Below are 15,926 nucleotides of genomic sequence, written 5' to 3'. Positions count from 1 at the left end.
AAAACAACAAATGAAACCCAGACGATTGATTGTGTTAACCGTGACGGTTCTCATTGTTTCGAGCTTTTTCATTGGGGCACACTGCCTTGCCCTGAACGCTGAAACAGTCCCGGATGCGTCAGATGCTGCTGATACCCGCGGCGTTGTCATAGAAAAGGTCGGCATTACTAATATCAACGCGGAAAAAAAATATCCTGGAACAGTCAAGGCTTCCAAAACCGCAAAGCTTGCCTTCAGGGTGGCAGGTCCCCTGATCCGGGTGAACATTAAACCCGGGGATGCCGTTAAACGAGGCCAGGTCCTCATGCAGATTGATCCCCAGGATTATGAGGACAGAATCAGGGTGCTTGAGGCCCAGAAGGCGGGGGTGGTCGCCCAGCTGGATACGGCAAACCTTGATTTTGCAAGGATCGAAACCCTTTTCAACAAAAAGGTGATTCCCGAGGTGGATCACGACCATGCTAAAAACAGTGTACGCACTCTTACCTCGTCCGTGACGGCCATTGATGCCCAGCTTTTGATTGCCCGGCATCAGCTGGCCTATACCTCACTTCGGGCACCCTATGACGCCATTATAACGGCCCAGTTGATTGAAAATAATGAGATGGTACAGCCGGGAAGGGTGGTTCTGGGCCTCCATGCCATTGATACCCTGGAAATTGAAATTAAAGTGCCGGAAAATGAGATCATCAGTCGAGGGCTCAGGAGGGGCTCAGAGGCCCTTGCCTCCTTTCCGGCCAGACCTGATAAGCGCTTTCAGGTGGTTCTATCAGAATGGAATACCGATGCCGATCCCGTTACCCGAACCTATGCCATGGTCTTTACCCTGCCGGCGCCCAAGGATTTCATGGTGCTGCCGGGCATGACGGCCGAGGTGATCTGGTCAACACCCCAGAACGAAGATTCCAGTATCACGATCCCGGCAAAGGCACTTGTCACTGACAGCAGTGGTGATTCCTCCGTGTGGGTTTTTGACGCAGCATCGTCCACGGCCCGGAAAACGAAAGTTGAGGTCGGCAGTTTAAACGGCGCTTCGCGCATCATTATCAAACAGGGTCTTGCCATTGGAGACCAGATTGTTGTCAAAGGTGTTGATTTTATACGTTCAGACATGACACTCAAAGACATTTCCATGGAAGGAAACCACGAATGAACCCGGCCCGATTTGCTCTTAACAGACGAACATTCCTGGCAATCTTGACCCTGCTTCTGATCGGGGGAGGTCTCCTGGCCTTTGAACATCTGGGACGACTTGAAGATCCCACCTTTACCATTAAAACAGCCCTTGTGATTACCCCCTATCCCGGTGCTACACCCCTGGAGGTGGAAGAGGAGATTACGGAGAAGGTTGAGGAGGCCATCAAATCCATGGGCCAGGTCAAGGAAATCTATTCGACCTCCCAGGAGGGCATCTCCTTTGTGTATGTGGAGATGAAGGATGCGTTCAACAAACGAGAGTTGCCCCAGATCTGGGATGAACTCAGAAGAAAGGTGGCTGATATCCAGGCGACCCTTCCCCCTGGAGCAGGGCCGTCCCAGGTTAACGATGATTTCGGTGATGTTTACGGGGTTTTCTTTGCCTTGACCGGTGATAATTACACCCTGGCCCAGCTAAAGGACCAGGCTGAATATCTTAAGAAAGAGCTGCTCCTGTGCAAGGATGTGGCAAAAATAGATTTCTGGGGAATCCAGCAGCAGGTCCTTTATATCGAGTTCGAGCCCAGTAAACTTGCCGGGCTGGGTATTTCTCCTGATTTGATCTACCAGACCCTTCACCTCCAGAACGTTGTGGAATCAAGCGGTAAGGTGGATGTCAATACCGAATACATGCGTATCTCCCCCACGGGCGAGTTCAAGAGTGAAACCATGATTGCTGATCTTTTGATCGGTGGGGCCGGTTCAATGGTCAGGCTTGGAGACATCGCCACAATCACGAGGGGATACTGGGAACCGCCCAGGAACATGATGCGATACAACGGTCGTCCCTGCATCGGCATTGGCGTTTCCACCGTGGATGGCGGCAATGTCATCACCATGGGAGATTCGGTGAGGGAAAAACTCCATGAACTTGAGGCCCGGCAGCCGCCGGGTATGGCCCTTAATACCATTTATTACCAGAGCCGTGTGGTGACTGAATCGGTGAACGCCTTTCTTATAAACCTGGCAGAGGCGGTGGTCATTGTGGTGGTGCTGCTCATGATTTTCATGGGATGGCAGAGCGGCATGCTCATCGGTATCATCCTTTTGCTGACCATCCTTGGAACTTTCATGGGCATGCTGCTCATGGGGATCGATCTTCAGAAAATTTCCCTTGGTGCCCTGATCCTTGCCCTGGGCATGCTGGTTGACAACGCAATCGTGGTGACGGACGGCATCCTTGTGCGGGTCACCCGGGGGGAAAGCCGGGAGAGTGCTGCCGTCCAGGTGGTCAGGGAAAACCAGTGGCCCCTGTTGGGAGCCACCTTTGTGGCCATCCTGGCATTTGCCGCCATTGGGTATGCCCCGGGAAATGTGGGTGAATTCTGCAGGTCCCTGTTCCAGGTCATGGCCCTTTCTCTGTTGCTCAGCTGGCTTTTTGCCGTAACCATTACTCCGCTTTTCTGCGTGTGGTTTCTCAAGACCCCGGAATCACAGGCGATGAAAGATCCCTATGGCTCAAGGATTTTTCGCATCTACCGGCGCATGCTCCATCTGGCCCTCAGGTGGCGCTATCTGACACTGGTGGTTGTCAGCCTGCTGATGTTGCTGTCGATCATCGGGTTTGGTTCCATCCCTTCTGCTTTTTTTCCTGACTCCACCCAGCGTTATTTTTACGTAAACTTCTGGAAGTCCCAGGGAACCCATATCAACCATACGGCCGACGATCTGGCAAAGATTGAACAATTTGTTCGGCAGATGGATGGGGTGAAAAATATCACCACCTTTGCAGGAGAAGGGGCCCTCAGGTTTCTTCTCTCCTATGATTACCAGATTCCCAATCCAAGTTACGGCCAGCTGCTGGTGGAGGTTGACGATTATCTCCAGATTAACGGGCTTGTCAAACAGGTCAACGCTTATCTTGCGGCAAATTTTCCCGATGCCGAGCCCTATGCACGAAAGATAGTTTCCGGGCCACCCGTCACCTTTCAGGTGGAGGCAAGATTTAGGGGACCTGATATCAAGGTTCTACAGGATCTTGCCGACCAGGCCGGAAAGATCATGGAGCAGACCCCGAACACCCGGGACGTAAGAACCGACTGGCGCCAGCAGGTACGGGTGATAAGACCTGAATTCTCCCAGAGTCAGGCCCGCAGGTCAGGAGTCACAAGGAGTGAGTTTTCCAGTGCGTTGAAGTGGCAGTTCACAGGCGTTGTGGCCGGGCTCTACAGGGAGGGGGACGAACTGATTCCCATCATTACCCGGCCGCCGGAAAAACAACGCAATTCAGTGGGCGACCTTGACAATGTCCAGATTTACAGCCATGCGAACCGTTTGTTTATTCCCATTAATCAAGTCATCACCGGGGTGAAAACCGTCTGGGAATGGCCCCTGATAGGTCACCGGGATCAGCAGCGGGCCGTGACGGTTCAGTGTAACCCCGCCAGGGGTCTTGCCGCTCCCCTTCGCCTTGCCATGGCCCAGAAGATTGAAGCCCTTGATCTTCCTCCGGGTTACAGCCTTGAGTGGGCCGGCGAGTTTGAAGCCTCAAACGATGCAAGGGAACCTTTGGGCAAAATATTTCCCCTTTGCGTGCTCGGGATGTTTGTCATTGTGGTCGGTCTGTTCAACTCCGTTCGAACGCCCCTGGTCATCTTTCTGACCGTGCCCCTTTCCATCATGGGGATTGCCGCCGGGCTTTTGATCATGGATCTGCCCTTTGGCTTCATGGCCATCCTGGGCTTTCTGGGGCTCAGCGGCATGCTGATCAAGAATGCCATTGTACTGATCGAACAGGTGGAAATTTTTTTGAAAGAGGATTACCCCCCCTACAAGGCTATTCTGGATAGCTCTGTCAGCCGCATGCGGCCCGTGATCATGGCTTCTGGAACCACCATTCTGGGCATGCTGCCCCTGGTCTTTGATCCCATGTTCGCGACCATGGCCGTCACCATCATGGGTGGTCTTTTTGTGGCAACTTTTTTAACCCTGATTGTTGTTCCGCTGCTCTATTGTCTATTTTACCGGATTAAGTCAGAGAAGCGGTATCTATGAGGAATCCAGCTATGAAATTTGTGATATTTATCTGTCTTTCAGTGGTTTGTGCCTGGACCACGGTATTTGCCAAAGCGGATCTGCCGGATATTCCCCAGGGCTCTTTAACCCTGGACCAGGCATTTAAAACAGCCCTAGCCAGGAATCCTGACATCCTTGAGGCAAAGGCGAGGATTGAATCTGCCCGGGCTGTGGTTAAACAGGCCCGGTCTGCCTATCTTCCCACAGTCTCTTTAACGGGTAATGTCAAGGCCATTGATGCGACCATTCAACCGGACTGGATGCCCACATACCGACTGAACGAGTCCTACAACGAAACCGGGGTCGGTCTTGGGCTGACCTGGCTGATTTTTGATGGGTTTGCCCGAGAGGCCAACGCCCTTGCGGCAAATTACGGTGTTGAACAGCGAAAACAGATGCTGGCCGAAACCCGGCGATTGCTGCTTAAGGCCGTTGCAACGGCCTTTTACCAGGCCCAGCTTGCCGTTGAAGGCATGGTGGTTGCAAGGGAGAACCAGCAGTTCAACCAGGTATTGGAACGGGACTCCAGGATTCGATGGGAGGTGGGAACCGTTCCCGAGGCTGAAATGCTCAACTTCTCAGTAAAGGCCCTCCAGGCAGAGAGTGATTTTCTGACGGCACAGCGGGATTTCAAGATCGTTAAAACGGTACTGGCCCAGCTCATGGGCCTGCCAGGGGCTCTACTGCCCCCAAATCTTTATCCCGTTCGGATATCCAAGGGGCAAAGACATCCCCCAGACAGCTTTGACGCTGATTATCAATTTGCCCTGGAGCATCGGCCGGATTTAAAGGCTCTGGATCAGGGGGCCTTGGCCCTGGACCAGCGCCTCAGGGCACAGAAGGGCGCAAATTCACCCACCATTGCCCTTGTTTCCGGGGCGGATTATCTCTTCCAGGATGATATCACCGTCATAGACCAGGAGGAGCATGACACCTATGTGGGCATTGTCGCCTCCTGGGATCTGTATACCGGTGGCCGGACAAGTGGGAAAATTGAGGCGGTAAACGCTCAAATACGCGCCCTTGATCACCAGCGCCAGGGCCTGCTGTTGTCCATATCCTCGGCAATCCACCAGAGCCGGGATCGGGCAGACACGGCCTTTGAAACCTATGAGCGCCAGAACAAAACCCTTGAATTAACCCGGCGGATAAGGGATCATGTGGAGACAGCCTACCGGGCCGGAACCCTTCCCCTGACCCGGCTCAACCAGGCCCAGACAGACCTTGTCCGAGCCTCAGGCGCCGTGGCCTTCACCTGGATTGATTATCAGATTGCCCTTGTCAACCTGATGGCTGAAACCGGCAGGCTCGACAACCTGGAATAATAGGCTAAAAAGGAGAGCCATGAAATACATCGGTGCCCATGTAAGTGCTGCGGGCGGTGTGGAAAATGCCCCGAAAAATGCAGGTCTCATCGGAGCAACCGCCTTTGCATTGTTCACCAAAAACCAGCGCCAGTGGAAGGCAAAAACCCTGACCGAAAAAAGTATTCTGGGATTTAAAGAGGCCTGCAGGACCCTTGGCTATGGTCCGGGCCAGATCCTTGCCCATGACAGCTACCTGATCAACCTGGGGCATCCGGACAGGGAGAGTCTGGAAAAATCAAGGGCCGCCTTTGTGGACGAGATGGAACGGTGCCAGCAGCTGGGCATTTCCCTGCTCAACTTCCATCCCGGAAGCCACCTGGGGCGGATTGACATTGACCCATGCCTTGCCACCATTGCCGCATCCATCAACCTTGCCCTTGAACAGACCCAGGATGTCACTGCTGTCATTGAAAACACGGCAGGCCAGGGAACCAATCTTGGATTTGATTTCTCCCAGATACGAACTATCATAGACCAGGTTGAGGACAAGACCCGGGTCGGGGTGTGCCTTGATACCTGCCACAGTTTTTCCGCAGGGTATGATCTCAAAAGCGAACATGGATTTCACCAGACCTTTGAGACCTTTGACCGGGTGATTGGATTTGATTATCTTAAGGGAATGCACCTCAACGATTCAACAAAAGCCATGGGGTCACGGGTGGACCGCCATGCGAGCCTGGGCCAGGGAACCCTTGGCATGGCACCCTTTGAACGAATCATGAAAGACACCCGGTTTGACAATATTCCCCTGATCCTTGAAACCCCTGACCCCTCCCTGTGGGCGAGCGAAATTCAGCAACTCAGGGCTTTTTTGTAACCCTGCACGATTAACCTTGTAACCCCCTTGGAAAAAAGGACAAAACAATCCATGACCGAAACCATCGATTTAGCCTCTCCCTTTAAACTGCCCTGCGGTGCAGTCATCCCCAACCGTTTCTTGAAATCGGCCATGAGCGAACAGCTTGGCACACGACACCACGATCCTGTACCCGGTCTTGCCCGGGTTTATGAACGCTGGGCCAAAGGTGGTGTTGGCCTGAACATGTCCGGTAATATCATGATTGACCGGACCGCCCTTGGCGAACCGAAAAATGTGGTGCTGGACGATCAAAGTGACCTTGCTGCCTTTCGTAACTGGACACGGGCGGCCACAACCTGCGGTTCACATTTCTGGGCACAGTTGAATCATCCAGGTAAACAGATTCCTTCGTTTCTGGCCAAAGAACCTGTGGCACCTTCGGCTGTTCCCCTGGGACGAGGGCTTGAAAAGGCGTTCAACACCCCCCGGGCACTTGAAGAATCTGAAATCCTGGAAATTATCCAGCGGTTTGCCGCTGCAGCTGCCCTGGCAAAGGAGGCTGGTTTTACCGGGGTTCAGATCCACGGGGCCCACGGCTACCTTGTCAGCCAGTTTCTTTCCCCCCGCCATAACCAGCGGGAGGATCAATGGGGCGGCTGCCTTGAAAACCGTATGCGATTTGTTCTGGAGATCTACAGGGCCATACGTGAACGGGTGGGGGCTGCCTTCCCCGTGGGCATTAAATTGAACTCTGCCGATTTTATGAAAGACGGTTTTTCTGAAACTGACTCCATGGCCGTGGTGGATCAGCTCGCCCAGGCCGGTATGGATTTGATCGAAATTTCAGGAGGCACCTATGAGAATCCTTCCATGATGGGGTCTTTAAAAAACCAGGTCAAGGAGAGTACCCGAAATCGGGAAGCGTATTTCATGGACTATGCGGAAAAGGTGCGCAGGGTGGCCACAGCTCCCCTGGCCGTTACTGGTGGTTTCAGAAGTGCCCGGGGGATGCAGGCAGCCCTTGATTCCGGAGCCACAGATTTTGTGGGCCTTGCCCGGCCCCTTGTCCTCGTGCCTGATTTGCCCCAGAGAGTCCTGGCTGACCCAGATTATACTCTTGATCTTGCTTCCCCGACCACCGGCATTAAAAATCTGGACAAAAGTCTGGGAATCGGCCTTGTCTGGTTTGAGCAGCAGATCCATCGCATGGCCCGGGGAAAGGATCCCAAAAAAAATCTTTCAGCCTGGAGAACCGTGTGGATGCAGTTGGCCGGCATGGGGGCGACTTCGTTTAAACGACGTCGGGCCTGAGAGTCCAGGGAGAAAAAGGATGAATGACAAAACAGAGCTTGTAAGGCGCCTTGATCAGGTCAACGGCAAGGGGTACAAGGCCTATCAAATCTTAAAGGGCAATTACCGGTTTGACGGATTTGAACTGTTCATCGATCATGTTCAGACAGACCCCTATGCCACCCCGAGCAGGATGCGGGTTCGGGTTGACCGGTCCGCAACAGGTTTTGGTCCTGGCCTGACATCAAACAAAAGCCGGAATATTGCCCTTTGTGACTTTCTGACCCGCAGTTTTTCTGACCATTGCCGGGACAAGGCAACCCAGGAACGGGGGACGGGAAAGAGCGGTCTGATCACCATTGATCGACCCGGGCAGGAGATCCTTGAGCATTCAGCCATGGTGGTGACCCCGGAGTATGTTGAGGCAAGGTTTTTCATGGGCCTTCCGGCGTCTGACCGCAGGATCGCCTCAAAGGATGCAACGGTCATGTTTATCCGTGTGCTGCCCGACATCGTTGCCGGTTCGCTTTTCATGGACAGAGCAGATTCCGGCAGGGTGCACCGGCATATTGAAGCGGTAGAGGATGCTGATTTTCTGAGGTCCAGGCTTGACGCCCTGGGACTTGTCGCTTTTGTGGCAAACGGTTCGCTGTTACCCCGGGCCAGTGGCATCGACGATGCTCCTTTGAAAAATGGGTCCATTGTTCCGTTTATCTCTCCTGAAGCTTTTGAGGTGAGGGTGGATTTTCCCAACCAGAAAGGGATCGTGGGCCTTGGCATTCCCAAGGGGGTGACCTTGATCGTGGGGGGTGGGTTCCACGGAAAATCCACCCTGTTAAAGGCCCTGGCCGCAGGCGTTTACAATCATGTCCCAGGAGATGGCCGGGAGCGGGTGGTGACCGGGGCAGGTGCCGTGAAGATCCGGGCCGCAGAGGGCAGAAATATCGAGAAAACCGATATCTCAGCATTTATCAACCACCTGCCGCAAGGAAAATCAACCACGATTTTTTCCACGGCCAATGCCAGCGGCAGTACCTCCCAGGCTGCGGCCATCTGCGAAGCCCTGGAGGCAGGGGCCTCAGCATTGCTCCTTGACGAGGACACCTGTGCGACAAATTTCATGGTCCGGGATATGTTGATGCAGCACCTTGTGGCAAAAGAGAACGAGCCCATCACCCCTTTTATCGACAGGGTCGAAGCCCTTTACCGGGAGAGGGGCGTGTCCACGGTGCTTGTGACGGGCGGTTCAGGTGACTACCTTGGCGTTGCCGACCATGTCATTCAGATGAAGGATTTCACCTGCCTGGATGTCACGGCCCGGGCCAGGGGCATTTTTGAACGCCACAGGTCAAAGAGAAAAAATGAGGCCCGGGGTAAACTGCCCGACCCAGGGGCGAGGATCCCCCTGAATACGAGCATCAATCCCCGGACAGCAGCGGGAAGAAAACGGATAAAGAGCCGGGGCCGGCGGGCCATACTTCTGGGTGATGACCTGGTCGATATGGGGGACGTGGAGCAGATCGTTCATCCTTCCCAGACCCGGGCCCTGGCCTGGGCCCTTGTCCATGCAGGGAGGTACATGGACGCAAATATGAGCCTCAAGCAGGTGATAACGGCAGTTGACGAAGCCCTTGAACACGAAGGGCTGGACATGCTCATGCCCTTTGTGGCAGGTGATCTTGCAAGGTTTAGATCCCTTGAACTCGCCGCTGCCATCAACCGCATGAGAACACTCAGCATTAAACACGAATTATTTGAAAGGTTGACCTAATCCATGACTTCAGACATTAAGCAGATCATCATACCCAGGGACAAGGCGGTATTCTGGATGGACAAAAACGGGGTGTGGCACAACGAACACGGTCGGTTTGAACATCCAAAGCTGATCGCCTACTTTAACGCCTCCATCCGCAAAGACGACATGGGTTACCATGTGTACCAGCTCACGGACGAGTTTGAGGAAAAGGTCTATTTCCGCCATGAAGACACGGCGCTTTTTGTGGTTGACATCAATGTCTCAAAGGGGAGCCTGGTTCTGAACAACGGGACAAAAATGACCCTCTGCCCGGAGCAGCTCTACACGGCAAACGATGCACTTTACCTTGAAACCGGAGAGCACACCATTAAATTTACAGACCGGGCCCTTGTAAAATTGTCAAAGTTCATGGACGAACGGGAGGGGCAGCTTTCCTTGACCCTGAACGACAAAACCTGGCCCATTGTTGAAAAGCCATGTTCCCAGGGTGAAAAGTGTGATTCATAGCAGGCTCTCCCATTCCCCCCACAAGGCGGACCCCGATTTCTCCTGCGGTGGACAGGGTCAAAAACAGGCCGGCATGGGCAATGCCCATGGTTTTGCTGAATCCGTCCAGAAAGAAGAAAACCAACGCATGGCCGCAGTACATGCAGAACATGGCTGACAGCAGGATCAGCACCCTGGCATCGGTGAGGTTCTGTATGATTTCCGCCCGGGTCAGGGCCTGGGTCTGGGCAATTCCTCCTTTTCCTGCATTTTCTCCGGGAACCAGGGGCAGCAAAAAAAAGACCAGGGCGGTGAACCCTGCAAATCCCAGAAGCACCCCGGGCAAGCCCTTGGCGAGCCCGGTGAGGACAGGCAGCAGGGGCGGGACCAAGGTATTGGGAATGAGGATCACAATGGAAAGGATACCAAAAAACCGGGCCGAGCCTTTGGGGGGCACATGGGCCATCATCAGGGCGGTCAGGGCCGAGCCCATGACTACAAAGGCCAGGCCGTGAAAGATCCGGACCCCCATCAGTCCCCAAAGTCCCTGGGTCGTGCTGTAGCCGGCCAGGGCCAGGATCACCATGACCGCGCCCAGGATCAAAAAACTCCGGGCATTGCCCGGCTGGAAAAAGGGGCTGACCAGGGGACGGACCACCAGGGAGACCGCGGCAAAGATCCCGATGATGGTGCCGAACCAGGCCGGATCAATGGGGCAGGTTTCCAGGTAGGCATAAAATTCAAAAAAGACCGAGATATTGGCATAGGTCAGGAAGGTGATGGCCAGCAGCACCACAAAGGGCCAGGTCCACAGTCGATCCGGCTTGGCATTGTCCATCAACTCGCTCCCTGGACAGCCTGGTCCATCCTCATCAACAGTCTGCCGGCCACATCCCGCCGATAGGCTTTAGTGGCCCGGACATCTGAGATAGGTGAAACCGCAACCCTTGCCAGCTCTGCAGCCATTTCCAATACTTCTGGCTCCAGGGGGCTGCCACATAAAAAGGCCTCGGTTTTCCGGCTTTGAACAATGCAGGGCCGGTCTATGGTGAATCTTTCAACACCCTTGACCTTGGTGAATGCGTCGGGTCTTAGTGTTGAAATTCCGATTTCAGGTGGTGGCTTTATATTCATTTTTAATCTTTATCGTAAGTTGCATCATGGAATTCATAGACAACAAATATGGTCATGGATTATGGATTATCCAGTTTAATTGTCAAGGAATTAATCGCCCGGAGAAAGGCCACCAGGGCGGGATCTTATCCTTTATCCGGTGGAAAAATTTTGTTTATGACCTGGGAAAAAATATGGCAGAAAGCTTCCATTACCGGTGCCTGGACCAGGGAGATGCGGATCCAGTTGGGGAAACGGAACCCTGTGTTTGCTGGGAGAATAGGGGGCAAAAGCCCAGCCGCTGAACAGTCCCAGGGCAGGGATACAGGCATCCCTGACCAGAAAAGAGTCTGGATTCGGATTAATGGAGAGTTGCCCTTTTCCCGCCAGAAAATTTCCTGGTTCCGGTTCAACAGACGGATATGCTAAATCCTGTCGCAGGGTCAGCCGGATGGTTCTCCCCTCCAGACGGATGGAAAACTGGTCTGTCATACGGGAGGCCAGTTTTAAGCTGTCTTCTTCGTTGCCTTAATGGGCACATATTTCAATATGCTCCATTAAAGCGCCTTGAATACGACTTAAAATCCTACGCCATGTTTTGGAAAATTTTATTCCGAGCATGGGCCTTATCCATGTCAGATGGATCTGTATGGGGAATTTATTCATATTTACAACAGGATTTTTCAATAATGACCTTCGCTTTTTTTCAGCTACCCACAAGTGGCATGATTGTCAGATTAAAACTATCAAGAAATAAGATTCGGTTTGAATCAAAAGAGTCATGAAATTTCGTGTCTTTTGATTATTCCCAGGACGTTGGTTCTTGTGGTTACTCAATTCATTGTTTTATAACCGGCACGGCCGGAGCGAGGTATGGCTCCGGCCTCAACGAATTTTGAAACACCTTCATTGACAATGCTTTGGCGAGTGTTTTATATAAAAATCAAACCAAATTTTAATCCATGTAATTTTAAGAGAGATATAACGTATTAAATATGAAAAACAGCAAAACGACAAAACAGCAGATTGATGATGTTTCAGACCCGGCAGTTCAGAGCTTGGGGGAAGAAATTGCAAACAGTATTACACATGGAATCGGCGCAGCATTGAGTATTGCAGCTCTTGCTATTTTGCTTGTTTCTGCTTCTGGGAATGGTGATACGTTGAGAGTCGTCAGCTATAGTGTATACGGAAGCTCCCTGATTATTCTGTATTTATCATCCACCTTGTATCATAGCTTTTCCCATGGACGAATAAAACAATTCTTCAAAGTAATGGATCACTCTTCAATTTATTTACTAATCGCTGGATCATATACCCCTATCGTTTTAGTTTCAATTCCTGGGGCGTGGGGATGGACTGTCTTCGGAATTGTCTGGGCAATGGCTGTGGCTGGTATTATTACAAAGATCTTCCTAACAGGGAAATACGATAAAATTTCTGTTTTATTTTATATTGCCATGGGTTGGCTCATTGTCATTGCTATAAAACCAATGTTGCAAACAGTCCCGTTGAAATTACTTGTCTGGCTTCTTATTGGCGGGTTGTCATACACCCTCGGGATTATATTTTATGCATGGGAAAAAATGCCATATAATCATGCGGTTTGGCATCTTTTTGTTCTGGGAGGGAGTATCACACATTTTTTCGGGATACTTTTTTATTTGACGGAAGAATAAAAAGTTCTCATTTATCTTTTTTTGTTTTTGGCTCTTTGCCATTTCATGTGGGTAGCGTCCCTTCATCCTGAAGGAAAACTCGCCCATACCCAGCTCCCAGAGCCGGAGTGATGCGTCGCGCTCCCGTCGCCGTCGCTGAATATCGAATAGCATATAAGCCAGTATTGTCAAGGCTGCGAGCTTGCGAGCACCTGAAGGATTTAGACTTTATAAGCCATTAGAATAATAACTCGAACCTAAACGTGCAACTCACATTCCGCACCATAGAGTATAAATCTCCACCATTTTTTTGGGGTATTGATTATCCGCCGGGAGTTGTGAATATTTGAGACTTCAGGCCCAACGCCTTTAAATATTCTAATTGCTTCGTGGATAAGGGTCTGTTCAGTCGTCTGTGATTCCCGATTTTTAAAATCATCAGATACTGAAAACTTATCATCAGCATAAACGAGGTGGGTTTGAAAGTTCTTCTTTTATTCCAGCCGGGAAGATCCTTGTTCTCTTTTTTCGCATATCGTCTCATGTTATATTCGATAAGACGCCAGATCAAAAGAGACAGGAGAAGAACAAGGGCCAGCACCTCTATACGTTCAGCTTTTTTTAGAAAAATCGAATTCACGATCGGTGTGTTCTTTATGAAACCAAAGTTTTGCTCGATCCCATATTGATCTTTGTACGTCCGGAGGATATCGTAGGAACTGTATCCTTTCTGGCCGTCCCTGTCCACATTGCACAACAGGACAAAACATCCAGTTTCTTTTTTGAGATTTTCCACAGCTTCGGTCTCGGCCAATTCACAAGAGATACTGTACATCATTTTGTCCAATGCCCGGGAGCCGTCTTTTTTGGGCCGTCCCCGTTTATATTTCGGGATTTCAACAACCTGGGTGACGGGTTTATAAAAAACATGTTTTGCTTCGCTCATCTCTATAGCCGCTTTCTCAGCATCCGCATGGCAGAAGAACTCCTGCTTTGACAAGATTTTGATTCTTTTCGAAAGTTCTGTATGCTCATTCTTCAGCTCTCGATCAATTCGATTTTGCCGTCTTTTATCGTGGGCGCTTGAATGAACCACAACCGCCCTGTATGATCGACCATACAAGATCGCTTCCGATTCACATGCTTTATACACAGCGGCCGGTCGGTTTTGGGTTTCCGTGGTATCAGACAATTTCCCAAGATCAGTCCAATTGTCCTCAACGATGCTTTTTTGGATCAGGCGGGAACACTCCTTGTAGGTTGCAGGCAGACGGCTGATAAACCTAATTTCATCTCCGATCTTTTCCATGTTTTTTCGGGTAACCATTGCAGAATCAGCAATGTAAATAAATCCTTCTTTCTTGATTCCATTTTCCGCCATGTATTTTGATATGGATGAAAGCACCTCATTGTTGATGGTTTTGTCTGATGCATTTCCATCTTCAGTTTGACCAAATACCGGAATGGTGCGATCAACACAGAGCATTTTAACCAAGAACTGCTTCAAATCAGGCCTGTGGTCCTTGCTGTGGCCGTAGGTGATCGTCATGGTTTTACTGTTATCGGCATCTTTGGAATACAAAGGGTAGTCCCCCTGGACAGTTACCGAGGTTGTATCAAAACTTACATGGCTACGGTCTATGTTGAAATAATCTAAGGCTCGTAGGGAAATCTCTGAGAAAACCTTCATTGCACCGTATTCGTATATCCTGTCCAATACACGTCCAACGGTATAATCAGAAAATTTTCGGGGGTCTGTCTTTTTTCCCAAAAGAAGCTCGGTGTCCTGATTTTTAAAAAATGTATTCAGTCTGTACAAGGGGCTTCTTCCGGTTAAGGTATCGAGTACCATTCCAAGAATAACTGTCCCGGCATCAATCCCCATTTCAGTGGGGACCAGGGTGTTTATTATATCAATTATCCCTATTTTACGGGCATATGAAGAAATGATTGGAAGATGTTGAACGGTAAACCCATCTATTTCTGGTAATTCTTTCATGCATTGCCTCAATGTATTGTTTTTCATTTTGGCAAATTATAATAAAACAAATTAGAAAAATCTAGGGTAAATTACATTCAGTAAATAAAAATTATTTATCTTAGGGCGATTTGAATAACTTACTTTTATCATGTAGAAAAACAGTCATCAAAAAATAGTCCTTTTTTTCTGTTGGGGGTGTCGAATGTGAGGTGCAAGCTGCAAAAAGCCCCTTGTCCGCACGTGTCATTTTGAGCCAGATGCCAATTGTTAGGCATGAAAATTAATGGGTGCAGCTCTTTTAAAGTCATAATTTAAATTGTCCAGGAAAAGGAAAGCTGGAAATATCCATCCGGCTGTCTGGGAGTTCAACCGATGGAGTGGACTTTAAACAACATTTTTTATATTTTTTACCGCTGCCGCAGGGGCAGGGATCGTTTCTGCCAGTCTTCAGCGCTTTGACGGGCTGTGGCGGCAAGTAATTTTTCCTGCGGTTGTTTAAATAGATTTTTTTCAATTTTTCATGGCGTGTTCTCAGCTGTTTGTAAAAGTCTGGGTGCTGTTGCTCAATGGCAAATCGAATCTCTTCCAGGGGTATGGGAGGAGGAAAATCTTCCATCCCGGTCCACTGCTTTTTTGCATACGTCAACCGAAATGAACACCAGGGATCAGCTGCCATTGCATCTTCCCCGACCGGTACAAGATCAAGGTTTGCGTCGGTGCATTTACATTTGGGCAACAGGCAGAACTGGTCCACAATAAGGTAGCTCTCTCCCCTTACATTGACCAGGATCTGGTCACCAAAAGGCAAAACACCGTTGTAAGCATACATCAACCCATCCCGTTCGACTTCCTCGTATTCAAAATAGCCCTCTATTTCATTGATATTCGCCGTTTCGGTGATCTTGTTTTTATAGGCAAAATGCTTCATTTCCAAAAATTGAAAATCGTCATCTCCCAACTGGGACAAAAGCAGGTCTCCAAAAGCCTTTTCCTCAGGCAGCAACTTTTTTGGGGGTGATGTGTACGTCTTTCTCCCGTTCAGATCGATTCCCACCCTGCGGCAAGGGATAGGCAGAGACCCATTGTCCTGACCCGGTAGGGGTGTCAGGTCAATGTCAATGGTCCGGCATGTGCAGGCCGGGTTTATACAAGCGGAAAAAGTGCATTCATAGTTTTGTTCACAGCCGTCTTTTACAAAGGAAAGAGATACTTTACCCGTATTTTCGTTCATAAAGAATAACATGTCTTGTCCTTTTTACCTGTT

General features: G+C 50.4%; 13 protein-coding genes. 8 read left to right on the top strand and 5 right to left on the bottom strand.

What is annotated here, in order from left to right; all coding sequences use genetic code 11:
• Positions 1-10 precede the first annotated feature (10 nt).
• The 7 genes from HRM2_RS16815 to HRM2_RS26135 are packed head-to-tail and all read left to right on the top strand — an operon-like array spanning position 11 to position 9,931.
• Positions 11-1,153, top strand: coding sequence for an efflux RND transporter periplasmic adaptor subunit (locus HRM2_RS16815; RefSeq protein WP_015905242.1), 1,143 nt, complete (start codon positions 11-13; stop codon positions 1,151-1,153).
• On the top strand, positions 1,150-4,191 hold the full coding sequence (locus tag HRM2_RS16810) for an efflux RND transporter permease subunit (RefSeq protein WP_015905241.1): 3,042 nt from the start codon (positions 1,150-1,152) through the stop codon (positions 4,189-4,191). Before HRM2_RS16815 ends, HRM2_RS16810 begins: the two co-directional genes overlap by 4 nt.
• 11 nt (positions 4,192-4,202) lie before the next feature.
• Entirely contained in the window at positions 4,203-5,537 is a 1,335-nt protein-coding gene (locus HRM2_RS16805) for a TolC family protein (protein WP_015905240.1), read from the top strand.
• Positions 5,538-5,556: 19 nt separating this feature from the next.
• Positions 5,557-6,396 (top strand): deoxyribonuclease IV, encoded by an 840-nt coding sequence (gene nfo, locus HRM2_RS16800; RefSeq protein WP_015905239.1) that lies wholly within the window; start codon positions 5,557-5,559, stop codon positions 6,394-6,396.
• Positions 6,397-6,423: 27 nt separating this feature from the next.
• On the top strand, positions 6,424-7,689 hold the full coding sequence (locus tag HRM2_RS16795) for an NADH:flavin oxidoreductase/NADH oxidase family protein (RefSeq protein ID WP_232364060.1): 1,266 nt from the start codon (positions 6,424-6,426) through the stop codon (positions 7,687-7,689).
• Between the two features lie 19 nt (positions 7,690-7,708).
• Positions 7,709-9,439, top strand: a complete 1,731-nt coding sequence (locus tag HRM2_RS16790; protein ID WP_015905237.1) for an ABC-ATPase domain-containing protein — start codon at positions 7,709-7,711, stop codon at positions 9,437-9,439.
• A gap of 3 nt (positions 9,440-9,442) precedes the next feature.
• Positions 9,443-9,931 (top strand): iron-sulfur cluster assembly accessory protein, encoded by a 489-nt coding sequence (locus HRM2_RS26135; protein WP_015905236.1) that lies wholly within the window; start codon positions 9,443-9,445, stop codon positions 9,929-9,931.
• Here HRM2_RS26135 and HRM2_RS16780 read toward each other — a convergent pair.
• From HRM2_RS16780 to HRM2_RS27745, 3 genes are all read right to left on the bottom strand, one after another.
• Positions 9,831-10,748, bottom strand: coding sequence for an MFS transporter (locus tag HRM2_RS16780; RefSeq protein WP_015905235.1), 918 nt, complete (start codon positions 10,746-10,748; stop codon positions 9,831-9,833). The two genes, HRM2_RS26135 and HRM2_RS16780, sit on opposite strands and share 101 nt — an antisense overlap.
• Positions 10,748-11,044, bottom strand: a complete 297-nt coding sequence (locus HRM2_RS16775; RefSeq protein ID WP_015905234.1) for an FAD binding domain-containing protein — start codon at positions 11,042-11,044, stop codon at positions 10,748-10,750. Before HRM2_RS16775 ends, HRM2_RS16780 begins: the two co-directional genes overlap by 1 nt.
• Positions 11,045-11,176: 132 nt before the next feature.
• Complete coding sequence (locus HRM2_RS27745) at positions 11,177-11,515, bottom strand: hypothetical protein (protein WP_232364059.1); 339 nt, start codon at positions 11,513-11,515, stop codon at positions 11,177-11,179.
• Between the two features lie 503 nt (positions 11,516-12,018).
• Between HRM2_RS27745 and trhA the strand changes: the two genes are divergently transcribed.
• Positions 12,019-12,702, top strand: coding sequence for a PAQR family membrane homeostasis protein TrhA (gene trhA / locus HRM2_RS16765; protein ID WP_015905231.1), 684 nt, complete (start codon positions 12,019-12,021; stop codon positions 12,700-12,702).
• A gap of 301 nt (positions 12,703-13,003) precedes the next feature.
• On the opposite strand, the gene HRM2_RS16760 is transcribed toward trhA, so the two are convergent.
• Together HRM2_RS16760 and HRM2_RS27740 are read right to left on the bottom strand one after the other, a co-directional pair.
• The gene (locus tag HRM2_RS16760; RefSeq protein WP_015903619.1) at positions 13,004-14,680 is read right to left on the bottom strand and encodes an IS1634 family transposase; all 1,677 of its coding nucleotides are present in this window, start codon (positions 14,678-14,680) and stop codon (positions 13,004-13,006) included.
• A 286-nt stretch (positions 14,681-14,966) separates the two neighbouring features.
• Positions 14,967-15,893 (bottom strand): SEC-C metal-binding domain-containing protein, encoded by a 927-nt coding sequence (locus HRM2_RS27740; protein WP_232364058.1) that lies wholly within the window; start codon positions 15,891-15,893, stop codon positions 14,967-14,969.
• Between the last annotated feature and the right edge of the window lie 33 nt (positions 15,894-15,926).

Origin of the sequence: Desulforapulum autotrophicum HRM2 (genome assembly GCF_000020365.1) — a bacterium.
Classification (GTDB): Bacteria; Desulfobacterota; Desulfobacteria; order Desulfobacterales; family Desulfobacteraceae; genus Desulforapulum; species Desulforapulum autotrophicum.
Note: the sequence above shows the minus strand (reverse complement) of the source record. Positions and strands in the feature narration are given on the sequence as shown.

Coding starts and splice junctions, on each gene's coding strand:
- HRM2_RS16805 (WP_015905240.1), top strand. CDS start 4,203: ATGAAATTTGTGATATTTATCTGTCTTTCAGTGGTTTGTGCCTGGACC.
- HRM2_RS16760 (WP_015903619.1), bottom strand. CDS start 14,680: ATGAAAGAATTACCAGAAATAGATGGGTTTACCGTTCAACATCTTCCA.
- HRM2_RS16815 (WP_015905242.1), top strand. CDS start 11: ATGAAACCCAGACGATTGATTGTGTTAACCGTGACGGTTCTCATTGTT.
- HRM2_RS27740 (WP_232364058.1), bottom strand. CDS start 15,893: ATGAACGAAAATACGGGTAAAGTATCTCTTTCCTTTGTAAAAGACGGC.
- nfo (WP_015905239.1), top strand. CDS start 5,557: ATGAAATACATCGGTGCCCATGTAAGTGCTGCGGGCGGTGTGGAAAAT.
- HRM2_RS16775 (WP_015905234.1), bottom strand. CDS start 11,044: ATGAATATAAAGCCACCACCTGAAATCGGAATTTCAACACTAAGACCC.
- HRM2_RS26135 (WP_015905236.1), top strand. CDS start 9,443: ATGACTTCAGACATTAAGCAGATCATCATACCCAGGGACAAGGCGGTA.
- HRM2_RS16790 (WP_015905237.1), top strand. CDS start 7,709: ATGAATGACAAAACAGAGCTTGTAAGGCGCCTTGATCAGGTCAACGGC.
- HRM2_RS16810 (WP_015905241.1), top strand. CDS start 1,150: ATGAACCCGGCCCGATTTGCTCTTAACAGACGAACATTCCTGGCAATC.
- HRM2_RS16780 (WP_015905235.1), bottom strand. CDS start 10,748: ATGGACAATGCCAAGCCGGATCGACTGTGGACCTGGCCCTTTGTGGTG.
- trhA (WP_015905231.1), top strand. CDS start 12,019: ATGAAAAACAGCAAAACGACAAAACAGCAGATTGATGATGTTTCAGAC.
- HRM2_RS27745 (WP_232364059.1), bottom strand. CDS start 11,515: ATGACAGACCAGTTTTCCATCCGTCTGGAGGGGAGAACCATCCGGCTG.